The sequence below is a fragment of the Micromonospora sp. NPDC005197 genome (assembly GCF_040608295.1).
Taxonomy (GTDB): Bacteria; Actinomycetota; Actinomycetes; order Mycobacteriales; family Micromonosporaceae; genus Micromonospora.
The window spans coordinates 1-3,235 of sequence record NZ_JBEXHY010000246.1; the positions used below are offsets into that span (position 1 = coordinate 1).

At 72.9% G+C, this 3,235-nt stretch carries 6 protein-coding genes; all 6 read left to right on the forward strand.

Annotation, left to right across the window (positions count from 1 at the left end):
• On the forward strand, positions 1-218 hold a 218-nt coding region (locus tag ABZU46_RS31465), incomplete at its 5' end, for a hypothetical protein (RefSeq protein ID WP_354863328.1).
• Positions 215-664: a roadblock/LC7 domain-containing protein gene (locus ABZU46_RS31470; protein ID WP_354863329.1), complete on the forward strand. Its 450-nt coding sequence runs from the start codon at positions 215-217 to the stop codon at positions 662-664. The genes ABZU46_RS31465 and ABZU46_RS31470, both read left to right, overlap by 4 nt.
• On the forward strand, positions 642-1,022 hold the full coding sequence (locus tag ABZU46_RS31475; protein WP_354863330.1) for a DUF742 domain-containing protein: 381 nt from the start codon (positions 642-644) through the stop codon (positions 1,020-1,022). The genes ABZU46_RS31470 and ABZU46_RS31475 overlap by 23 nt, the downstream gene beginning before the upstream one ends.
• A 101-nt stretch (positions 1,023-1,123) precedes the next feature.
• On the forward strand, positions 1,124-1,825 hold the full coding sequence (locus tag ABZU46_RS31480) for a cellulose binding domain-containing protein (protein ID WP_354863331.1): 702 nt from the start codon (positions 1,124-1,126) through the stop codon (positions 1,823-1,825).
• Between the two features lie 44 nt (positions 1,826-1,869).
• Entirely contained in the window at positions 1,870-2,250 is a 381-nt protein-coding gene (locus tag ABZU46_RS31485) for a YccF domain-containing protein (protein ID WP_354863332.1), read from the forward strand.
• An 80-nt stretch (positions 2,251-2,330) separates the two neighbouring features.
• Complete coding sequence (locus ABZU46_RS31490; protein WP_354863333.1) at positions 2,331-3,224, forward strand: SAM-dependent methyltransferase; 894 nt, start codon at positions 2,331-2,333, stop codon at positions 3,222-3,224.
• The last annotated feature ends 11 nt before the right edge of the window (positions 3,225-3,235 follow it).

The window sequence follows — 3,235 nt, forward strand, 5'->3', positions numbered from 1 at the left end:
CTGCCGTGGCGGTCCCCGGGCCCGCGCGCCGGCCGGGTCACAGCGGCCCCCACGCGCCCGACGCGGGCCGGGCGGGCGGTGCCGGCGAGTTGCCGATGCGGGTCCGCCAGTCCCGGGCCGCCGGGCCCGAATCCGGGCCGACCGGGCCCGAACCCGGCAGCACCGGCCCCGACACCGTCGAGCTGCCGGTCACGAGAGCAACGAGGAGACATCGATGACGCATGCAGTGGTCACCGCGGACAGCCTGACCGGCGCGCTGGACCGTCTGGTCGACCGGGTACGCGGGGCGGAGTTCGCCGTCGTGCTCTCCCCGGACGGGCTCCCGCTCGGCGGTTCCCGACGGGTGGAGCCGAAGCTGGCCGAACAGATCTCCGGCGTGGTCGCCGGTCTGCTGGCGTTGGGGCTGGCCGCCACCCGGACCTGCGACGCGGGCGGGCTGCGCCAGATCGTCGTGCAGATGTCGCGGGCGTTCCTGTTCGTCGCCACCATTCCGAACGGGACGATCCTCACCGTCCGGATCGCCGGCGACGAGACCGAGGTGGGTGACATGGCGTACGAGGTCGCGCTCTTCGTGGGGCAGGCCGAACGGCACCTGCCGATCACCCTGGGCCCGGCCTCCGCGGCGAGAAGCGGGGACTCTGGTGCACAGCGCCGGCTCCGCTGACGAGGCGTGGTACGACGACGACGCCGGCCCGGTGGCCCGTCCGTACACGATGACCGGTGGGCGCACCGCACCCGAGCGGGGCCGCTTCGACCTCATCTCGCTGGTCGTCGCGCGGCGGCAGGCCACACCGCCCACGGCACTCTTCCCCGAACAGGCGCGGATCGTCGAGCTGTGTCACCATCCAGTGTCGGTGGCCGAGGTCAGCGCCGAGCTGGATCTGCCCCTGGGCACCGTCCGGGTCCTCCTCGGTGACCTGCTCGGGGCGGGTCTGGTCGAGACGCACGAACCACCGACGCTGTCGGAGCTGCCGTCGCAGGAGCTGCTCGAGTCGATACTTGTCGGGTTGCGCGCCCTGTGACGGCCGGGTGCCACCGCGACCCAGCGGTCGCGGGTTGGCGTCCGGGAATGAAGTGAAGGGGAGAGGCAGTGCCGGCAACACCGCCGCAGCCACAGCGTACTGTGGCGATCATTCTGCTGGACCGGATCGTGGCCGCCGCCGCAGCCGTACGGCGGGTGGTCACCGGCCGGGGCGATGTGTCACGGGCCACCTGGATCGCCGTGCTCGCGGCGCTCGGTGTGGTGGTGGCGACGGTGATCTCCATCATCGGTGTGGTGCGCACGCCGGAGCAGTTGGCGCCGGTGACCCTCGATCCGCCCCCGTCGGTGGACCAGTTGGGCACCCCCACGGCCGGTACACCCCGGGGGCAGGCGAAGCCGGCGGCCAGCAGCCCGCCCACGTCCGCGCCGCCGTCGGTCAACGCGGCCCCGCCGCCCGTCGAGCCGCCGACCAGCGCGCCGGCCGTGACCCCCTCGTCGGCGTCGCCGACCCCGGCCGCTCTCGGCGCCGACTTCGCCATCGAGGACCAGGCCCTGCTCAGCTACGGTGCCGCCGTGACCGTCAGCAATCCGAGGCCGGCTCCGGTGACGCAGTGGACGCTGGCCATCACGCTGCCCCGGGAGTCGCTGCGCGTCAGCGCGGTCCAGGGCGCGCGGGCCACGCAGGACGGCGCGGTGTGGACGTTCGTGCCGGACGGAAGCGTCGGGCAGGTGCCGGGCAGCGCCTCGGTCCGTGTGACGTTCCGGGTCAACGGCGCGGCGGTCGGCGCGACGCCCACGGCGTGCACGATCGACGGTGTCGCCTGCGGCGGGCTGCCGGACTGACGGCGGCCGGGCCCCCGGTGGCGCGCGTCGCTCATGCTGAAGGGGTGATTCGCTTCGTCCTGAACGTCCTGTGGCTCGTCTTCGGTGGTGGCCTCGTGCTGGCGATCGGCTACGGCTTCGCCGCGCTGGTCTGCTTCGTCCTGGTCATCACCATCCCGTTCGGCGTCGCCTCGTTGCGCCTCGCTGTCTACTCGTTGTGGCCCTTTGGTCGCACCCTGGTGCCCAAGCCGGGCGCGGGCGTCGGATCCGGGCTGGCGAACGTTCTGTGGGTGGTGCTGGCGGGCTGGTGGCTCGCCCTGTCCCACATCCTCGCGGGCATCGCGCTCTGCGTCACCATCATCGGAATCCCCTTCGGCGTCGCCAACTTCAAGCTCGTCCCCGCGGCGTTCTGGCCGCTGGGCCGGGAGGTCGTGGACGCGCCGTGACCCGGTCCGGGCCGGCACCGTCGATCGTGGACAATCCGGAGTGCTACCCACCCCGACGAACCCCTCGATAGGAGCCTGGCATGGCCGGCCCGGACGCCGAACTCACCACGACGCTTCAGCCCGACGTGCCGCACGCGGCGCGGATCTGGAACTACTGGATGGGCGGGAAGGACAACTTCCAGTCCGACCGGGCGGCCGGTGACGCGGTCGCCGAGGTCTACCCGGAGATCGTCGTGATGGCGCAGCAGTCCCGCCGGTTCCTGGTGCGGGCCGTACGGCATCTGGCCGCCGAGGCGGGCATCCGGCAGTTCCTGGACATCGGCACGGGCCTGCCCACCATGCAGAACACCCACGCGGTCGCCCAGGACGTCACGCCCGACTCGCGGATCGTCTACGTCGACAACGACCCGATGGTCCTCGTGCACGCCCGCGCGTTGCTGGCCAGCACGACCCCGCAGGGCGTCACCACGTACGTTCCGGCCGACTACCACGACCCGGAGAGGATCCTCGCCGAGGCGGCGCGGACGCTGGACTTCGACCAGCCGATCGCGGTCATGTTCATGGGTGTGCTGGGGTACGAGCCGGACCTGGACGTGGTGCGTTCGATCGTCGGGCGGACGATGGACGCGACCGCGTCCGGCAGCCACCTGGTGCTCTGGGACGGCACCAACACCAGCCCGGCGGTGGTCTCCGGCGCGCAGCGGTTGGCCGAGAACGGCGGTGTGCCGTACATCCTGCGCAGCCCGGAGGATCTCGCCAGTTGCTTCTCCGGGCTGACGATGGTGGAGCCCGGCCTCGTGCCGATCCCGCTGTGGCGCCCGGACGACGCCGACGCCGAGGGGATCGACGCCTACGGCGCCGGGGGGCGCCCACCCCGGGGGGGGCGGGGCCCCGGCGGGGGGGCCGGGGGGGGGCCCCGGGCCCCGGGCTACCCCCGGGGGGCGCGCGCGTTTTGTTTTGTACACCCCTGTTAAACCCACACAAA